Source organism: Streptomyces thermoalcalitolerans (assembly GCF_039525155.1).
Classification (GTDB): Bacteria; Actinomycetota; Actinomycetes; order Streptomycetales; family Streptomycetaceae; genus Streptomyces; species Streptomyces thermovulgaris.
In genome coordinates this window covers 136,605-154,480 of sequence record NZ_BAAAHG010000007.1, presented here as the reverse complement: position 1 = coordinate 154,480, position 17,876 = coordinate 136,605, and the positions used below count along the sequence as shown (strand labels likewise).

Here is a 17,876-nt window from a genome sequence, read left to right as displayed (position 1 = left end):
AGTGAGGCGACTGAGGTGTCCGAGGGGCGGGGCGGTCGTGGCCGCTGTCGTGGCACTGACCGTGACCGGCTGCACGGAGGACACCGGCGGCCCGGGCACACCCGAGAAGACGGCGGCCGGCGCGGCGCTCGCCGCCGTCGAGGAACTGCCCGTCAAGGGACGGGCACCGAAGACCGGCTATGAGCGGGAGAAGTTCGGCAGGGCCTGGGCGGACACCGACTCCAACGGCTGCCGCACCCGCGACGACATCCTCAAACGGGACCTGGAGCAGGTCAGGTTCACCGACGGCACCTGCAAGGTGTCCTACGGCGTCCTGGCCTCGGACCCGTACTCCGGCAAGGAGATCGTCTTCCGGCGCGGCCACAGCCAGATCGACATCGACCATGTCGTCGCCCTGTCGGACGCCTGGCAGAAGGGCGCCAAGTACTGGGACGCGAGCAAACGCATAGCCCTGGCCAACGACCCGCTCAACCTGCTCGCCGTGGACGCGCGCACCAACCGCGCCAAGGGCGACGGCGACACGGCGACCTGGCTGCCGCCCAACAAGGCCTACCGGTGCCAGTACGTCGCCCGGCAGGTCGCCGTGAAGAAGAAGTACGAACTGTGGGTCACCGCTGCGGAGAAGGCCGCGATGAAGAGGGTCCTGTCCACCTGCCCCGACCAGAAGCTCCCCTCCGGCGGCACCCCGACCAAGGCACCGGAACGGTTCCGCGCCCAGTGAACTGACACCACCCGCACACGGACCACACCGGAGCCCGCCAGGCCATGCCTCCACCACGGGCCACGGGCTTCGCCCGGTACCACGGCCTCACCTTACGGATTTACGGATGGCACCCCCGGCGGACACGCGCCGTGGTCGACCAGTCCCCGGAAACTCGGGCAGGACGTCACAGAAAAAAGCTCCGGCCGGAAAAGAGCTGCCGGCTGAGGATTTCCTCTGCGAGCTGCTCATGACCAGGAGTTCAAGGAGATACGGGGGATCGAAGGCTCTCTGGAATGCTGAGGTTGGACGATTCGAGGATGAACTGATGGAGTGCCTGTAGGTCCTCTGCAGACTCTCGTTCTGCGGGGCATCGAGGAGATGACGAGGTCGGCGGGATCTATCTGGTAGCAGACTGGGTGGCCGGCTTCGGGTCGACTGAAAAGGCCCTTGAGGGGTTGACTCTCGGGGTTGCGCCGACGGTTGCGGTGGAGGGGTAACAGCTGGATGGTCTGGTGCTGAGTGGCGGCAAAACGAAGGGCGATCAATGATGATCAAATACTTCGATCTGCAGGAGTGTGGGCACCGTGAACTGGCATGATGAGGCTCTGAACCAAGTGCAAAGCAGGGAAGACCTGGCTGACTACCTGGCCCGTATGGCGGAAATGGTTCGAAGTGGAGATATGCCGGCAGAGAACATTACTGCGGATTCTCTGATCGATGCTGCTGCGCGATGGACCAGGTCCATGGATGGATTCTTCAAAAACATCGTGAAGGAACCGGTTCCTGAGGAACCGGACTGGTCGATGATCGCCGCAATTTTTCATGCGGCCCTCATTTACGAGTAGATTCTGTTCGTGCTCGTTTGACGTCAGGCGGTTGGGGTTACAGCGGGCGTGACGAAATATCCGCCAGTCCTTCAGGCGGGTGAAGGCACGCTCGACCAGGCTGCGCAGGCGGACGTGCGGTTGACGGGTTTCCGGTGCACGGTGGGCCGGCGTCCGCAGTGCTGTTTGAACTGGGCCACCACGTTGTTGTGCGTGCCGGTCAGGGTCGGCACCGCCGTCGAGCCGCCCCTCACGCCCACCAGCGAGCCGTCCGGAGTGCGGCTGCAGGACGCCGCACCGTCGGAGGCCACGTCGTTTCCGGCGCCGCTGTACTTGAACGAGAAGACCTCCGTGCCCGTCTCGTCCTTGGCGTTCAGGACACGGTCCAGGCCGTCGTAGGTGTACGTCCAGTCGCCCTTGGTGATCACACGGTTGAAGGCGTCGGACTTGAGCAGTGTCTGCTCCCCGCCCTCGTCCCTGATCGAACGCAGCGTGCCACGCGGGATGTACGCGTACGTGGTCGCGGACGCCCCGCCGCGCAGGTCGTCGTCCTCGGCGTCAGAAGCTCGGCCGGACGCCGGCTGAGGACGCAGCGGGGGCGGTGACCCTCTGTGGGGGATGTATGGTACGGCGGTCCTGGTCGAATACATGTGCGTGTACGCGCGTTCCTGGGAAGCAAAGGTGAAGACTGTGAAGCACGACCTGGTCGTCGGGTGTACGACTCGAGCAACAGCAGACCCCGTGCCCAGGTTGTTCTTCCGGAGGGGCGCCGACGGCCGTATCCGCGGTGAGGCTCGGGTCGTTGGGCGCAACGCCGTCGCTTGCGCCGGACTTCCGGCGGGGCAGGCGCGCCGGCCGGCTGTCGGCGGTGGTCTTCGCCGCGGTCGGCACGGTGCTGCACTGATCGTCCGTCAGGTCGTCCGGGGCGGTGCGCGATGAAGAGTCGGCGTGACGAGCGCGATCGTGAGAAGAAGACCACCGCCTCCCCGGCCAGGATGCCGGTCGCCCGTGCGATGGCGGCGGCAGCCGGTGTGCTGCGAGGCCGTGGTGCCTGGGTGGCGGGCGGTGTGGCGGCAGCCGTGGCACTCGGGCTGGTGGGCGCGTGGTTGTTCACCGACGAGGAGAAGCCCGGCCCCCCTGATCCGCGGGCACGTCAGTACAAGGAGTTCGACGCGTGTCTGCTGACGGACGAGAAGGGCATCGCCCAGGGGACGCTCGCCGCCTCGGTGTGGCAGGGGATGCAGAAGGCGTCCCTGGAGACCAGGGCCCGGGTTTCCTATGTGCCGGTCATGGGGCCGCAGTCGGTGGCCAACGTGCGGCCGTTCTTCAACAGCCTGATCCAGCGTCAGTGCGATGTCGTCGTGGCGGTCGGTGCTCCGCAGACCCAGGTGACGAGAACCGACGCCGGCCAGCACGCCAAGGTGCGCTTCGTCGTGGTCGACGGAGGTTCGGCGGAGAAGGCAGGGAAAGCGGAGAAGACGGAGAAGGCGAAGGAAGCCGGGAACGTCACTGTCGCGCAGCCTGGTGAGGAGCTTGAGGCGACGGTGGCGGATGTGATCAGACATGCCGTGCGGGCGTCCGGTATGTGACCCAATGCCCTTACAGCGCAAGGCAGTTGGTAAAGATCATCTAAAGATGTGGATCTCGTGTAGATACTTTGTTTGACCCATGGAAAAGCTTTCGAAGCTTTGTTGGCTTCGCGAGTAAAGGCTGTCCATGCGTGTCCGCTGGGTCCGCGGCCCTCGCCTGTTCCCGCCGGGCCCCGGAGGCCGGCGCAGGGTGAGGGTCACGGCTCTGTCTGTCCTGGTCTCCTTCTCGTTCATGCTCACCACCGAGACGGCGGCGGCCACCGGTGCCACCCTGCCGGCGGTGAGCATGCCCGAGTGGTCTCTGTCCGGTTTGTGGAAATGGGCCAATGAGTCCCCGTTGAAGACGCCCGACCAGCAGGGCGGAACCGCGCGGGGCAAGAGCCACCACGCCTCGACCGCGGCCACCAGCGCCGAGGGAGGCGTCGGGCGCAAACCCGGCAAGGGCCGGGGCGAGTTGGACCCGTACAAGCGCCCGGTACGCCAGGTCGAGAAGACCACGACGGCCAAGGCCTCGGGCACGGCGGAGAGCTTCGACCCCCGGACCAGCAAGCGGGACGCCAAGAAGTCCACGGCGACGTCGGACTACTACGTCAACGCCGACGGTTCCACCACGATCCGGCACTACACGACCCGCACCAACTTCAAGGCGGCGGACGGATCCTGGAAGCCGATCGACGTCAGCCTGGTCGAGAACGAGCAGGGCCGGTTCGAGCAGAAGGCCAACTCCTTCGACATCGAGTTCGCCACGAACGCCACCGACCAGCGGCTGGTCTCCCTCGACTTCGGAGGCGGCCGTCGCCTGGCGTACACGCTGCGCGGCGCGCAGAACACCACGGCGGTCAAGGACGACAACGGAACTCTCCGTTACGCCGACGTGCTTCCCGACACGGACGTGCAGCTCGTCCCCATCGCCGACGGCGTCAAGGAGAACCTGGTCCTGCACTCCAGGGACGCGGCCAACTCCTGGGTGTTCCCGCTCGATTTGAAGGGCCTGACTCCGCACATCGCGGAGGACGGGAGCGTGAAGTTCACGGATGCCGACGGCAAGGTGGCCGCCGGCGTCCCTCACGCCTTCATGCAGGACTCCCGGATCGACCCCCGCTCCGGTGAGGGCGTCCGCTCTCAGCAGGTCTCGTACGAGCTGACCACGGTGGACGGCAAGCCGGCGCTGAGGCTGACCGCCGACCGGGACTGGCTGGACGACCCCGAGCGGGTCTATCCCGTCACCGTCGACCCGACGACCGTCGTCGCCAGTCAGTCGACGTACGTGCAGAACAACTACAGCGCCGACCGCTCGGCCGAGGACCAGATCAAGGTCGGCTCGTACGACTCGGGCACCAACAAGGCGAACTCGTTCCTGCAGTTCTCGTCGCTGAGCTCGAAGATCGCCGGCCAGAAGGTGTCCGCGGCGACCCTCAACGTCTGGGCGCTGTGGTCCTCGACGTGCACCGCCAAGCCGTTCTACGTGCACCCGGTGACCCAGTCGTGGTCCCCGTCGACGACCACGACGTACCCGGGTCCGTCCTACGGCTCCGCCATCGGCTCCGCCACGGTGAATCCGGGTGCCTCGTGCACCAACACCAGCGGCAGCACCAGCGTCGGGGTGAAGATGCCGGTGACGCTGTCGACATCGTGGTTCACCCAGGTCGCCACCGGCGGGCCCAACTACGGTCTCGCCCTTGTCGCACCGACCAACGACGCCCTGCACTGGAAGAGGTTCCACTCCGACAACTCGGCCACCGCCGCCTGGCGCCCCTCGCTGGACCTGACCTACGCGCCGAACACCAAGCCGCAGGTCACCGCCCAGTACCCGCCGGAGAACTTCCAGGCCAACACCCTCCAGCCCGAGCTGCTCGTCTACGCGCACGACGCCGACAAGTGGCCGAACTCCGCACTGTCGTACCTCTTCGAGGTGTACGACGCCGACAGCGGCAGCACCACCCCCGTCGCCACCTCCGGCACCCTGTCCAAGGGCAGATGGAAGATCCCCGCGGGCAAGCTCAAGTGGTCGAAGAACTACGAGTGGTACGTGGGGGCGAGCGACGGCTACGAGGAGGTGACGTACTCCAGCCGCTTCACCACCGCCGTACCGCAGCCGCCGGTCACCTCGGGTCTGGCCCAGAACACCGACGGCCATGACTTCGACCCCTCGGACGGCAACTACACCACCGAGGACACCGACGCGGACGTGGAGGTCATCGGCCCCTCGCTGGAGATCGACCGCTCGTACAACAGCCTCGACCCGCGCATCGACGGGGCCTTCGGCGCCGGCTGGTCGACGGTCGCCGACATGAAGGCGACCGAGGTGAAGGACCCGGCGGGCACGGTCACCAGTGTCGTCGTCACCTACCCGGGCGGTGAGCAGGTCGCCTTCGGCCGCAACAGCGACGGCACCTTCCAGCCCCCGCTCGGCCGGTACGCCCGGCTCCAGTCGGTGACCGGCGGCTACACGCTGACGGACAAGGACTTCACCGAGTACGCCTTCAAGCAGGCGACCGCCAAGGCGGGCACCTACGCGATATCCAGCATCAAGGACTACGCGGGCCGCACCGAGACGTTCACCTACAACGCGTCCAAGCAGCTGGTCAAAATCACCAACGAGACGTCCAGGCGGTCACTCAGCCTGACGTGGTCGACGCCCTCCGGCGCCACCGCCGCGCATGTCGCCACCGTCTCCACCGACCCGGCGGTCGCGGGCGATCCGTCCACGGTCCAGACCTGGACCTACGGCTACTCCGGTGACCAGCTCACCTCCGTCTGCCCGCCCGCGACCCCGACCAAGTGCACCACCTACACGTACGCCACCGGCAACCACTACCGCACCACGGTGCTGGACGCCGACCCGTACGCGTACTGGCGGCTCGGCGAGGAGGCCGGCGCGACCGTCGCCAAGGACAGCGTCGACACCAACCAGGGCCGGTACAACGGCCTCTACCACAATGTGACGCTGGGCAGTTCGCCCGTCCTCGCGGGCTCCACCCAGAAGACGGCCACCTTCAACGGCACCACGTCGTACGTGGAGATGCCGAGCGCCCCCGGCGCCACGCCCTCGTACATGACGGTGTCCTTGTGGTTCAGGACCACCAAGGCCGGAGGCGTCCTCTTCTACTACGGCGACAAGCCGCTGAGCGACCCCGACCCGGTGGGGAACACGACGAAGAACACCCCGGCGGTGTACATCGGGACCGACGGCAAGCTGCGCGGCTGCCTGGCCATGTCGCCCAGCTGCAACCCCACCATCGTCTCCAGCGCCACGGTCACCGACGGCCAGTGGCACCAGGCGGTCCTCACCGGCCAGGCCACCAGCCAGACCCTGTACCTCGACGGCGTGGCCCAGGGCTCGCTGAGCGGCACCATCAACGACTGGGACCAGCCCTACATCTCGCTCGGTGCGGGGGTGAACACCCAGGGCTGGCCCGCGATGAACCCAAACGACCCGCTCGGGCACTACTCCGGCCAGATGGCCGAGGTGGCGATCTACTCCGAGCCCCTCGACCCGTCGGTGATCACCGCGCAGTACCAGGCCGCCAAGCGGTCCGCCGGTCTGCTCAGCAAGATCACCACGCCCGGAGGGAGGGTCCACGCCCAGGTCGTCTACGACACCAGCGACGACCTGGTCCAGCGGGTCACGGACAGTGACGGCGGCACCTGGAAGCTCAACCCGCCCACGGTCACCGGTTCCTCGCAGGTCTACCGCTCGGCGGTGATGGGCTCCGCCCCGGCCGGCTACTGGCGTCTGGCCGACACCCTCGGCGCGCCGCAGGCCGCCAACGAGGTGAACACCGGGTTCGGCACGTACAACTCCGTCACCCAGGGTGTGGCGGGTCCGTTCGGCACCGGTGACGTCACGGCCGCGTCCTTCAACGGCACCTCCTCGTACGCCGAGATCCCGTACAGCCCCTGGCACGGCTCGCCGGAGCGTGCCGTCGAGCTGTGGTTCAAGACCGACAGCCCCGGTGTGATCCTGTCCGACCAGTCGCAGCCACTGACCGAGCCCACTCCGTCCGGCAGCTGGCACCCGCTGCTGTACGTGGGCGCCGACGGCAAACTGCACGGTCACTGGTGGAGCGGCTCGGGGACCGGCGGCAGCTCCTTCGGTTCGACGAAGACCGTCAACGACAACGCGTGGCATCACGCGGTCCTGTCCCTCAAGGGCACGACCCAGACCCTGTATCTCGACGGCGTCAAGCAGGCCGACTACACCGGTCAGGCGAACGACCAGACCAACGCCCACACCTACATCGGTGGCGGCTTCGCCAAGAACTGGTACAGCTCCCCCGGTGACGTGAGCTTCTTCAAGGGCTCCATCGCCGAGGTCGCCGTGTACGACCACCCGCTGACCGAGGATCAGGTCGAACAGCACTGGTCGGCCTACAAGGCGTCCTCCGGCATCGCTCCGGTGCGCACGGTCACGCTCACCGACCCGACCGACAAGACGCTGACGTACGTCTACGACGCGGAGATGGGCAACCGCCTGCTGGCCGCGATCGACACCAACGGCAAGCGGACGACGTACGGCTACGACACGGCGGGCTTCCTGCACACCGTGACCGACGCCAACGGAAACCGCAGCATCACCGGCCACGACATCCGCGGCAACGTGGTCTCCCAGACCGACTGCCAGGACACGGCCGCGAACAAGTGCTCCACCGAGTACTACACGTACTACCCGGACGCGACCACCGCGTTCCCGCCGATGGATCCCAGGAACGACCTGGTCCTGACCGAGCGGGACGGGCGTTCCACGTCGGCGACGGACGACACCTACCTGACCAAGTACACCTACGACACCCACGGCAACCTGCTGTCGGTGACCAGCCCGCCGGTGGCCGGTCACCCCAACGGCCGCACCGCCACCACGACCTACACCACGTCGTCGACTCCCGCGGCGGAGGGCGGAACGGCCACGGCGCCGCCGGGCCTGGTGGACACGGTCACGACACCGGGCGGCAAGAAGACGAAGTACGTCTACTACTCCAACGGCGACCTCGCGGAGACCATCGACGCCAACGGCGCCAAGGTGAAGTACACGTACGACAACCTGGGCCGGCGGATCACGCAGACGGAGATGTCCGACGCCTACCCGGACGGTCTGACCACCACGTGGACGTACGACAAGAACGACCAGGTGGTCACCGAGACCGGCCCCCCGGTCACCAACCGCGTCACCGGTGCGGTCCACCGGGCGAGAACCGCCACCGTCTTCGACGACGACGGCAATGTCCTCTCGCAGACCGTCACCGACCTGACCGGTGGTGACGCCTCGCGCACCACGACGATGACGTACGACGCCCACAACCGTCTCGCCTCGCGGACGGACCCGGGCGGCGGCACCACGTCGTTCGAGTACGACGTCTACGGCAACAAGGTGAAGGAGACCGACCCCGAGGGGAACGTCAACGTCTACACCTACGACGCCGAAGGGCGGCCGCTGACCACCAGCCTGCTCAACTACACCGGGGACCCGAACAACCCCCAGGAGCCGACCACGCTGGTCCAGGAGTCGCGGGCGTACGACCCGGCCGGCCGGCTCGCCTCCATCACCGACTCGATGGGCTGGGTGACGGCGTACACCTACACCGACAACGGCCTGCCGGCCACGATCGTGCGCAAGGACCCGGTGAGCGGCGAGCAGTTCGTCGAAGAGTCCAACACGTACGACATGGCCGGGAACCTGATCAAGCAGGTGTCCAACGACGGCCAGACCACGACCGTCTTCACGGTGGACGCGGCCGACCGCATCACGTCGACGGTGCTCGACCCGGCCGGACTCAACCGCACCACGAAGGTCTCCTACGACCCCGACGACAACGTCGTGTCGGAGACGGAGACCGATCCGACGACCGGTGAGGTCAGCACGACGGACACGCTGTACGACAACCTGGGCAACGTCACCGGCACCACGGTGCACGACGGAACCACCGCGCCCGTGGCCCGGTGGAAACTGTCGGAGACCAGCGGCCTTGTGGCCCAGGACTCCTCCGGCGGCAACCGCGAGGTGACCCTCGGCAGCGCCGTCACCCGCTCCACCGAGAAGGGCGGCTCCGCGGTCTTCAACGGCACGGCGAACGCCTACGGACAGGCGGACGGCCCGGCGGTGAACACCAGCGGCAGCTTCACCGTCGCGGCCTGGGTCAAGCTCGGCTCGACGAGCGTGAACAGCACCTTCGTCGCCCAGGACGGCAAGGCGGCCAGCGGCTTCCAGCTGTACTACTCCACGGCGTTCGGCTGGACCTTCAACCGCCACGCCACCGACACCGACGACACCGTGATCGTCCGGGCCTCCTCCGGCACGTCGGCGGTGACGACCGGCACCTGGACCCACCTGGCCGGCGTGTACGACCAGGCCGCCGGGACGCTGAAGCTGTACGTCAACGGAAGCCAGGCGGGGACCACGACCGCCTTCACCTCCCCCTGGGAGGCCACCGGCCCGCTGCAGATCGGACGGCGCCTGTACAAGGGCACCTACGGCGAGAACGCCCAGGGCTCGATCGCCGATGTCCAGATCTACAGTGAGGCGCTGACCGCGTCCCAGGTGTCCGCCGTGTACGGCGGCACCCTGCCGGCGGAGGGCAGCTCGGTCCGCACCACCACCTGGAAGCTGGACCAGCGCGGTCTGCCGGTGTCGATGACCGACCCGGACGGCAACACCACCGACTACGGGTACGACGAGGCCGGTCAGCAGACCACGGTCACCGAACCCGTCGTCAAGGCCGAGACGGGCGGGGGCGAGCCCGTCGACGTACGTCCGGTCTCGATGACGGGGTACAACACCTTCGGCGAGGTGACCGAGACCTCCGACCCGCTCGGCAACGTCACGGTTATTGCCTACGACGCCGACGGCCAGGAGACCTCGACGAGGCTGCCGAACTACACCCCGCCGGGATCCACGACGCCGATCACGGCCACGTCCTGGAACGAGTACAACAGGCTCGGCCAGGTCACGGCCGAGGTCGACCCGCTGGGCAACCGCACGACCTACACGTACACGCAGCTCGGCGATGTCGCCTCGGTCACGGAGCCCGGCGGCGGCAGGACGACGTTCACGTACGACACCAACGGCGACCTGCTGTCGACGACCCGGCCCAACGGGGCGCGCGAGGAGTCCACATGGGACTACCTGGGGCGTGAGCTGACCAGCACGGACATCGTGCGTCAGCCGACCCAGCGGGCGTACACGACGATCAACGAGTACAACGCGCCCGGCGGCGAACTGTCCCGGACGGTGAGCCCGACGGGTGTGTCGGAGTCGTACAAGTACAACGCCCTCGGCGAGCTCATCGAGGTGACCGACGGCGCGGGCAACGTGTCGAAGTTCACCTACACCATGGACGGTGAGGTCCTCACCGCGACGGACCCGGACGGCACCAGCACCAGGAACACCTACGACGGTTACGGCCAGCTGATCGCCACCAGCGACCTGGACAAGACCGGCATGGTGCTGCGCACCAGCCGTGCCGGCTACGACCGGATGGGCAACCCGGTTTCGGTGACCGACTACCGCGGTCACACCACCACGTTCACCTACGACGCGACGGGCCTGGTGACCAAGGCGGTTCAGCCGGTCTCGGCGACCGAGTCGATCACCACGACCTTCGGCTACGACGCGGCGGGCAACCGTACGCGCTTCACCGACGGCCGGGGCAACCCGTTCATCACCACGTACAACAGCTGGGGGCTGCCCGAATCGCTGATCGAGCCGTCCACTCCGGCCCACCCGGACCTGGAGGACCGCACCTTCACCACGGTGTACGACGCGGCGGGCCGGGTCAAAGAGCACCGCTCCCCGGGCGGTGTGGTCGTCACCAACGAGTACGACGCCAAGGGCCGGCTGATCCGGCAGACCGGCAGGGGTGCGGAGGCCGAAACGGTCGACCACACCTACCAGTACGACTCCGACGACCGTGTCACCGCCGTCGCGGGGACGGGTGAGGATCTGAACACCTTCACCTACGACGACCGGGGTCTGCTGCTGTCGACGTCCGGTCCGTCGGGCACCTCGTCGTTCACCTACAACGGCGACGGGGCGATGACGTCGCAGACGGATGCGTCGGGCACGTCGACCTACGCGTACGACTCGGCGGGCCGGCTGAAGACGGTCAACGACGGGGCGACCGGCTCCACGATGACCTACAGCTACGACGCCAACAGCAATGTCACGGAGATCGACTACGGCGCGGGCAAGTCCCGGCGGACGTTCTCCTACGACGCGCTGGGGCGGCTGACCAGCGACAAGCTGCTCTCGCCCACCGGCAAGGTGCTGGCCTCCTTCACCTACGGCTGGGACGCCAACGACAACCTGACGTCGAAGACGACGACCGGTGTGGCGGGGGCGTCCGCGAACACGTACACGTACGACTGGGCGAACCGGCTGACCTCCTGGAACAACGGGATGACCCTGGAGGTCTACGGCTACGACGCCTCCGGCAACCGCACACGCGTGGGCGGCGACACGTACACGTACGACGCGCGCAACCGTCTCACCTCGGACGGGCACAACACGTACACGTACACCCCGCGTGGCACGCTGCGTTCGATCACGGACGAGGGCGGGGAGCAGACACTGCTCAAGGCCGACGCCTTCAACCGTGTGATCAGCGAGGGCGACCGGACGTACACCTACGACGGTCTGGACCGTGTGCTGAGCGCCAAGGACGAGACGGGCACGGAGGTCTTCTCGTTCAAGTACAGCGGCGCCGGAAACGACGTGGCCTCCGACGGTGCGGCGTCCTACAGCCGCACTCCGGACGGCTCGCTGGTGGGCGTGAGGGCCGGCTCGACGGCGGTGCTGGCCCTGACCGACATCCACGACGACGTGGTGGCCCAGTTCACCGACTCCAGTGAGGTGCTGACCGGCTCGACGACCTACACGCCGTTCGGCACGGTCGTCCTCTCGGCCGGGATGCAGGGGCATCTGGGCTACCAGTCCGGCTGGACCGACCCGGCGACGGCGAAGGTCAACATGGCCGCGCGCTGGTACTCACCGCAGACCGGCCAGTTCAACAGCCGGGACACCGTCAGCAACGACCCGCTGCCGGCGTCGGTGAACGCGAACCAGTACGCGTACGCCAACCAGAACCCGATGACGGGTGTGGACCCGACCGGTCACTTCTTCAGCTTCGCGAAGAAGGCCCTCAAGAAGGTCACCAAGAAGGTCAAGAAGGCCGCCAAGAAGGTCACGAAGACCGCCAAGTCGGCCTGGAAGAAGACCAAGAAGGTGGTCAAGAAGGCCGCCAAGAAGGTCAAGAAGACCGTCAAGAAGGTCAAGACCGCGGTCAAGAAGACCGTCCGCAAGGCACAGCGCACGGTCCGCAAGGCGGTGCGCTATGTGAGCGACGGCGTCAAGAAGGTCAAGACATACGCCAAAAAGACCTATAAGAAGGTCAAACGCACGGTCCACAAGGTCGTTAGCCACGTCAAGAAGACGGTGAAGAAGGCCGCCTCGGCCGCCAAACATGTGGCAGGGAAGGCGGTCAAGGGCGCCAAGAAGGCGGCCGCGAAGATCCGCAGCGGTGCCAAGAAGGCGGTCAAGGCCACGGCCAACTTCGTCAAGCAGCACGCCGCGACCATCGCCTCGGTCGCGGTGGGCGTGGCGGTCTTCGCCGGCTGCACGGCAGCTACGGCCGGTGCCGGTGCGATCGGCTGCGCGGCCCTGGCGGGCGCGGCAGCCAACGGCGTGGGCTACCTGATGAGCGACGGTCCCAAGACCGTCGGCGGCTTCGTCGGCGCGGTCGCCCTCGGCGCCGCCACTGGTGCCGCGGGCGGCGCGATCGGCGGGGCGGCCTCCGGCGCGGTGGGCCGCCTGCTCGCCAACGTCGGCGGCAAGGCCGCGCAGGGTGCGGCCATGGGTGCCGCAGGTGGCGCCGCGGAAGGCGCGGTCGGCTACGGCATCTCCTGCGCGGCCAGTGAGGAGGGCTGCAGCGCGAGCGGGGCGGCGAAGGCCACGGCGGTCGGTGCCGCGACGGGCGGCGTCTTCGGCGCGGCGGCCAGCAAGTTCGGCCGCAAGGGCTGCACGCCGCACAGCTTCACCGGTTCCACCGGCGTCCTGATGGCCAACGCCACCACCAAGCCGATCAGCGAGGTCAAGGTCGGGGATTACGTCCTGACTGCCGAGCCCGGCAAGAAGAAGAAGGAGAAGCACCGGGTCAAGGCGGTAATCGTCACCAAGACCGACCGCGACTATGTCGACATCGTCGTCGCCACCAAGGCCGGTCCGAAGACGATCCAGACCACCAAGCACCATCAGTTCTATGAGGTCAGCCGCAACACCTGGACCCAAGCTGGCGACCTCAAAGCTGGCCACACACTCCAGAACGCCGACGGTGGCCCGACCAAGATCGTTGCAGTCAAGGCATACACGGCGACCCGTGTCACCTACGACCTGAGCATCGATGGCCTGCACACATACCATGTGGAGGCTGGCACCGTTTCGGTGCTCGTACATAATCGCAACCCGGACGTCTGCCCAACTAATATCACGATTAGTTGGGAGCCAGATATGCCCAGGTCTCAGTTCAAGATCAAGGCAAACGCACTTAAGCAACTCAGTGACGAAGGGAAGCTTTTCAAAGCCCCTAATCCGCTTCCGCCGCGAGCTGGCATTGAGCGGGGGTATAAGCAGGAATTCTTCAGGAAGGTTTATGCCCTGTATAAAGATAGGAATCCGGAGTTTGTTGCAGCGGCCCGCCGGAGGATCTTCGGTAGAATGAACCCAGATCATGTCTGGGAACTTCAGCTGGGCGGTCCTGATACTGTAGACAACCTCCATATGCTTGATGCCACCACCAATCAAGCCATAGGTAAGCAGATTAGACTACAGATCATGAATCTGCCGGATTATACGCCCATAACTATTACTATTCAGGGGCCCCAGTGATTGCGGATGAGTTCAAGCGGACTCTTTCGAGGGTTCGTGAGGCCATTGATTCCAACAGTGAGTTGAGTATCTTCAACTCTGTTCCGGCTGGCGTTTCTCGGCGGCCGGAGTTGGATGCTCCGGAGGAGTACCTGGACTTCCTGATGGTTGCCGATGGAGCCATCATGGGAGCAGTAGTGATCCTTGACAGGAAGTCTGTCGTGCAGGCGCAGAAATGGATTTCGCCAGGCATGGTCGAGGTTCCTGAGGATCCAGGTAGCTGGTTCGTCGTCGGAAAGATCAATGAGAACCCTGTGCTGATCAACCGGCAAGACGGATCGATCTGGGCCTACCCTGACATGCTGACCACCTGGTGGGAGAGTCGTCGATTCGAGAGAATGGCGGACAACCTTGCTGAGTTTGTACTGCGGTACGGGCTCGGCCCTGACTACCTGAGAATCACAAATTCCCCGGAGTCTGATGAGTGGTGGCAGCTGTTGCGTCAGTTGGGGTATGTGTAAAGGCTCCACGGGACTGGAGGTCGCAGGTTCTCTCCCCTTCTGGTCCTTGTCAGGGTGTGAGCAGGCCTTCAGATAATGCCGGGAGCTGAGTGATCCTGTTCCAGCAGCGGCGCCTAACGCCAAGGCAGAGCCTTGGTAGTAATATTTGCGGCATCGCTGCAGGCAATCCGTTGTTCACTGCCTTCTTGACGTAGCTGCCAGGAGGTTTGGTAAACCTTCCTGACCTTCGCCTTGGAATGGCCCGTCGGTTTCATCGGCGGGCCATTCGGGTTACTTAGGTTGAACTCGTGGAGTCTGTCGGTAGCTCGTGACGGTTCTTGATCGCTGCAGTATGACGTCAGCATGCGGTACGTACATGGGGCAGACCGAAGCTCGGGAACAGCAGAAGTGGGAACGGGTGCCCCTTTAGGCGGCTGAGCGGTCTTTCCGAGGTCTTCCCAGCGCAGGTTGAGGGGTTTGTCCTTGCAGAGCGCGGCGTGAAGGGCGAGTTCGAGCAGGGCGTGCAGCCTGTGGCCTTGGGGCGTGGTGAGGAGCCTGCGGGGTTCGTCGACGGTGAGGGAGCCGAAGCACTGGGGCTGCGGGGTGCCGGCGCGGACGTTACGAGTGACGTTGGAGGGGATCTTTTCTTCGCGGACGGCCTGTTCCAAGGCGGACTTGAGCACGGAGTGGATGTGGGTGAGCGTCAGTGGAGAGCAGCTTGCAGCAGCACGCTCCGGCAGCACAGCAGCGGGGCTCATCACGCCGGGCGTCGCAGCGGTGGATGCAGCACTGGCGGGTGGCGCGCAGCTGACGAGTCAGGTGCTGACGTCTCTTGGAGGTGAGCTTGGCCCGGGTCTCCTTCCGGCTGCTGCCGTAGAGACCACTAGACGCGGCGGACGGGTGTTGCTGGGGCGAGGACGTATTCGGTGGCTTCTTGACGGCTGTCCTTGCGCTGGCAGACGGTCCCGTCACTGTTTGTATGGCTGTGCGGCGGGATGCTGAGGAAGTTCGCGCGAGGAAACCCACGCACCAGTGCGTGGCCGGAGTCATTCGGCAACCTTTGTCGAAAGTTTTGCCGATCCGTGCGCCTTCTGTGATCATTTGTTCGAGATGATCACGCATCGCCATCCGTTCGCACGCCGATCCGAAAGCGACGCAAGCCATGTCCCCTGAGCTCCTGGACATTTTTGGCATCCTGGGAACCCCCGTCATCATCTGGGTCCTGTGGAGTGTCACCCGGTTGGCCAAGGCCAACCGGAAGGGAACGGCCGGGGTCGACGTCGCCGCGTACGGGCTTCTGCCGCGTGCGGAGCTGGATCCGACACGGGACAGCCCGCCTGTGCCGGAGGTGGTCGAGGCCGTGAAGGCGGCCCGGGAGGGCGACTGGCGCCCGGGTGCGGATCTGCTCGCCGCAGCGGGCCAGGAGTGGGATCTGCGGTGGGACCGGCTCTGCGCGCTCGCCTCTGTCGCCTCCCAGGACGACCGGTGGCTGAGCGCCTGGCGGGCCGAGCGGCCCAAGGATCCCGACGCGGCGGCCGTGTACGCGCAGGCGCTGCTCTATCGGGCCGGGGACGTCCGTGGTGCCGGCCTGGCCAAGGATGTCCCCGCCGAACGGATGGCCCAGTTCAAGCAGTTGCTGCCGGCCTCCCTGTACGCCGCTCAGGAGGCCGCCGCACTGGCGCCGCACGACCCGTCCCCTTGGGTCACGATGGTCGCCGCAGCCCGCGGACTCGTCCTGCCGCACGAGGAGTTCCGCCAGCTGTGGAGCGAGCTGACCGCCCGCGCCCCGCACCACTTCTTCGGGCACCTCGAGGCCCTTCAGTACTGGTGCGCCAAGTGGTGCGGCTCGGACCAGCTGGCCTACCGTTTCGCGAAGGAAGCCGCAGCCTCCGCCCCCGCGCACACACTCTTGTCCGTGCTGCCGCTGATGGCCTCTTTCGAGCAGGCGCTGCAAGGCCCCGGCCTCATGCCGTTCGCGGGCCGGAACTCGAAATCCACGATCAACGCCCTTCTGGACGCGGTCTCCGCCGCACCCGCCGACGACCCGCGGCTGCCGCTGGCCCGGCATACGCTCGCCGCCGCCTTGGCCCAGGCCGGGCGGGGCCGTGAGGCCCTCGAGCAGTTCCGGCTGCTGGAGCCGTGGGTGGGTGCGCAGCCTTGGACGTATCACAGGGATCCCGTCGCCGCCTTCGACCGCGCCCGCGCCATCGCCATCCTCCGCGCCGGCAGGCGGTCCGCGACCGCGGCCCGCAGCGCGTAGCGCGAACTGGCCAATCAAGCTGCAGGGTTGGCGCAGCCCTCATGGACTGGTCAGTCGTGGGATCCGGTGAGGTCGGTCCCCGTCGAGAGGCTCTGGTCCTTGAGGGCTTCGATGAAGGTGGTGAAGGCTCCGGCCTGGAAGGTGAGGACGGCCCTGGCCGGGGCCTTGGAGTCGCGGATGGCTATGTGGGTGGAGGAGTTCGCGATCTCGACGCACTCGTTGCCGTCGCCGGGTCCCGAGTAGGACGACTTGCGCCAGCTGCCGGTGGTGCCCATGGGTACCTCACAGCTCCTTCGCCAACCTGTGGATGAAGTCGCGCGACTGTTCGGGGTTGAGTGACGCGGCCTCCACCTTACGGAAGCTCGTTCGATAGATGTTGAGTTGAGCCTCGGAATCGATGAAGGCTGAGCCGTGCGGCGCGTCGCGGACCACGGTGTCAAGCTTGGGCAAGGGGCCGCCCACGTACGTCATCGTGCTTGACGCGCTGGCGAAGCCGTCCAGGTCGAAGGGGATGACGCGCACGGTGATGTGGTCCGCTTCGGAAAGCTCAAGGAGCCGGGTGAGCTGGGCTCTTGAGGCGACACGGTCACCGACCCTGATCCGAAGTGCCGCCTCATGGATCACCGCTTCGTACGGGACGGTGAACCTCTGGCGCGCCTTTCGGTGCTGGATGCGCAACTCGAGTTCTTCATCGGTCAGTTCCGGAAGCCTGGAGGAGAAGACGGCGCGCATGTAGGCCTCCGTCTGCAGCAGGCCCGGCACGTACAGGATCGCCACGTGGCGCAGGAACCGGGCGTGGTGCTCCAGCTCGGACAAGTCCAGGAATGACGTGGGGAGGAGGCCCCGGTACTCCTCCCACCAGCCACGTGTCCGGTCGGTGGCCATGGCCACCAGGGCGTCGATGAACTCGGCGTCGGTACAGGCGTAATGAGAGGCAAGGCGGCGGAGGCGCTGCTCGCTCACGCCCGCGAGCGCGGACTCGATGTGGGTGATCTGGGTGGGGCTCACGCCGAGCAGTCCGGCTGCCTGGCGGGAGCTGAGACCTGCGGCTTCACGCAGTCTGCGCAGTTCAGTTGCCAGTCGCATCTGACGTGCTGTCGGTTCGCGCCTCTTCACCATCGACTGGTTCTCCTCACGCGCTTGTG

General features: G+C 66.4%; 9 protein-coding genes and 1 pseudogene. 6 read left to right on the top strand and 4 right to left on the bottom strand.

Features of this window, described 5'->3' with window-relative positions:
• Positions 1–10: 10 nt before the first annotated feature.
• Positions 11–721, top strand: coding sequence for an HNH endonuclease family protein (locus ABD224_RS07160; RefSeq protein WP_344048066.1), 711 nt, complete (start codon positions 11–13; stop codon positions 719–721).
• Between the two features lie 566 nt (positions 722–1,287).
• The gene (locus ABD224_RS07155; protein ID WP_344048041.1) at positions 1,288–1,548 is read left to right on the top strand and encodes a DUF7660 family protein; all 261 of its coding nucleotides are present in this window, start codon (positions 1,288–1,290) and stop codon (positions 1,546–1,548) included.
• 71 nt (positions 1,549–1,619) lie between these two features.
• Here the strand turns inward: ABD224_RS07155 and ABD224_RS07150 are convergent, their stop codons facing one another.
• Entirely contained in the window at positions 1,620–2,177 is a 558-nt protein-coding gene (locus ABD224_RS07150) for a hypothetical protein (RefSeq protein ID WP_344048039.1), read from the bottom strand.
• A gap of 285 nt (positions 2,178–2,462) precedes the next feature.
• Here ABD224_RS07150 and ABD224_RS07145 point away from each other — a divergent pair, with 285 nt between their 5' ends.
• The 3 genes from ABD224_RS07145 to ABD224_RS07135 all read left to right on the top strand — a co-directional run bounded on the left by ABD224_RS07145 (position 2,463) and on the right by ABD224_RS07135 (position 14,492).
• A complete protein-coding gene (locus ABD224_RS07145) occupies positions 2,463–3,116 on the top strand; it encodes a type 1 periplasmic-binding domain-containing protein (protein ID WP_344048037.1) in 654 nt (217 codons plus the stop codon).
• A 232-nt stretch (positions 3,117–3,348) separates the two neighbouring features.
• Positions 3,349–13,992, top strand: coding sequence for a LamG-like jellyroll fold domain-containing protein (locus ABD224_RS07140; RefSeq protein WP_344048035.1), 10,644 nt, complete (start codon positions 3,349–3,351; stop codon positions 13,990–13,992).
• Positions 13,989–14,492, top strand: coding sequence for a hypothetical protein (locus tag ABD224_RS07135; protein ID WP_301478249.1), 504 nt, complete (start codon positions 13,989–13,991; stop codon positions 14,490–14,492). Before ABD224_RS07140 ends, ABD224_RS07135 begins: the two co-directional genes overlap by 4 nt.
• Positions 14,493–14,920: 428 nt before the next feature.
• On the opposite strand, the pseudogene ABD224_RS29545 reads toward ABD224_RS07135, so the two are convergent.
• Positions 14,921–15,468 (bottom strand): annotated as a pseudogene (locus ABD224_RS29545) (site-specific integrase); the annotation flags it as partial.
• A gap of 165 nt (positions 15,469–15,633) precedes the next feature.
• Between ABD224_RS29545 and ABD224_RS07125 the strand changes: the two are divergent.
• Positions 15,634–16,731 (top strand): hypothetical protein, encoded by a 1,098-nt coding sequence (locus ABD224_RS07125; protein ID WP_344048031.1) that lies wholly within the window; start codon positions 15,634–15,636, stop codon positions 16,729–16,731.
• 50 nt (positions 16,732–16,781) lie between these two features.
• Here the strand turns inward: ABD224_RS07125 and ABD224_RS07120 are convergent, their stop codons facing one another.
• Together ABD224_RS07120 and ABD224_RS07115 are read right to left on the bottom strand one after the other, a co-directional pair.
• Positions 16,782–17,006 (bottom strand): DUF397 domain-containing protein, encoded by a 225-nt coding sequence (locus ABD224_RS07120; RefSeq protein ID WP_301478246.1) that lies wholly within the window; start codon positions 17,004–17,006, stop codon positions 16,782–16,784.
• Positions 17,007–17,013: 7 nt separating this feature from the next.
• Entirely contained in the window at positions 17,014–17,850 is an 837-nt protein-coding gene (locus ABD224_RS07115) for a helix-turn-helix domain-containing protein (RefSeq protein WP_344048026.1), read from the bottom strand.
• Positions 17,851–17,876: the final 26 nt, after the last annotated feature.

Excerpts from the sequence above, each read along its gene's own strand:
- ABD224_RS07150 (WP_344048039.1), bottom strand. The coding sequence starts at position 2,177 with ATGTATTCGACCAGGACCGCCGTACCATACATCCCCCACAGAGGGTCA.
- ABD224_RS07145 (WP_344048037.1), top strand. The coding sequence starts at position 2,463 with ATGAAGAGTCGGCGTGACGAGCGCGATCGTGAGAAGAAGACCACCGCC.
- ABD224_RS07140 (WP_344048035.1), top strand. The coding sequence starts at position 3,349 with ATGCTCACCACCGAGACGGCGGCGGCCACCGGTGCCACCCTGCCGGCG.
- ABD224_RS07125 (WP_344048031.1), top strand. The coding sequence starts at position 15,634 with ATGTCCCCTGAGCTCCTGGACATTTTTGGCATCCTGGGAACCCCCGTC.
- ABD224_RS07120 (WP_301478246.1), bottom strand. The coding sequence starts at position 17,006 with ATGGGCACCACCGGCAGCTGGCGCAAGTCGTCCTACTCGGGACCCGGC.
- ABD224_RS07115 (WP_344048026.1), bottom strand. The coding sequence starts at position 17,850 with ATGGTGAAGAGGCGCGAACCGACAGCACGTCAGATGCGACTGGCAACT.